Origin of the sequence: Devosia soli (assembly GCF_000970455.1) — a bacterium.
Classification (GTDB): domain Bacteria; phylum Pseudomonadota; class Alphaproteobacteria; order Rhizobiales; family Devosiaceae; genus Devosia; species Devosia soli.
The window spans coordinates 1-759 of sequence record NZ_LAJG01000029.1 but is presented as its reverse complement, the minus strand read 5'-3'; the positions used below and the strand labels follow the sequence as shown (position 1 = coordinate 759).

Genomic DNA, 759 nt, shown 5'->3' with positions numbered 1-759 from the left:
ATGACGGTGTGAGTTTCTATGTCTGCTCCTATGCCCAGTGATAGAAGTTTCCAATTGCTGGAGGTGGTGCCGGGCCGGATGGACAGCAGTCCTGCGGTATCGCGGCGGAATTGGCCCGATGAGACCAAGGCTCGGATCCTTGAAGAGGCGCTTGCTCCGGACGCGAACGTGTCGGCAGTAGCGCGCCGATACGGAATGTCGCCCTCGCAATTGTTCGGCTGGCGGCGCAAAGCCGTTGCCAAAGGCCAGGTCGAGCGGCTTGAGACGCCGAGCGAGGAGCATGCTTGCTCGGGCGGGACTGTCGAGATCGAGATCGCAGGTGCCATGATCCGGGTTGGCCCGACAATCAGCGAGGATCACCTGCGCCGGGTTTTGCGCGCTGTTCGGTCCGCATGATCCCCTCGGGCGCCAAGGTATTTTTGGCCAGCCATCCGGTCGACTTCCGGAAAGGACCTGATGGGTTGGTCGGTCTGGTGCGCGACGCCGGAGCCGATCCGTTCGACGGCTCGCTCTATGTGTTCCGATCCAAGCGCGCGGACCGGATCAAGATCGTATGGTGGGATGGTACGGGTTTGTGTCTATACGCCAAGCGGCTGGAAAAGGCGGCGTTCTGCTGGCCGCGGATCGGCCACAGCCGGATCCACCTGAGCCATGCGCAACTGCTGGCACTGGTGGAGGGTATGGACTGGAAACGGGTGCACGCGGTGACTGAGAGCCGGCCGCAGTCGGCTGGGTAAAAGCCTGCGGCAGACTGACTCA

The 759-nt window shown here is 62.5% G+C and carries 2 protein-coding genes; both read left to right on the top strand.

The window, feature by feature from the left end:
- Window positions 1–78: 78 nt before the first annotated feature.
- Complete coding sequence (locus VW35_RS22170; protein WP_052951781.1) at window positions 79–396, top strand: transposase; 318 nt, start codon at window positions 79–81, stop codon at window positions 394–396.
- Window positions 393–737 carry an IS66 family insertion sequence element accessory protein TnpB gene (tnpB, locus tag VW35_RS15320; RefSeq protein ID WP_046143975.1) on the top strand — a complete coding sequence of 115 codons (345 nt, stop codon included), beginning with the start codon at window positions 393–395 and terminating at the stop codon, window positions 735–737. The genes VW35_RS22170 and tnpB overlap by 4 nt, the downstream gene beginning before the upstream one ends.
- Window positions 738–759: the final 22 nt, after the last annotated feature.

Excerpts from the sequence above, each read along its gene's own strand:
- VW35_RS22170 (WP_052951781.1), top strand. The coding sequence starts at position 79 with ATGGACAGCAGTCCTGCGGTATCGCGGCGGAATTGGCCCGATGAGACC.
- tnpB (WP_046143975.1), top strand. The coding sequence starts at position 393 with ATGATCCCCTCGGGCGCCAAGGTATTTTTGGCCAGCCATCCGGTCGAC.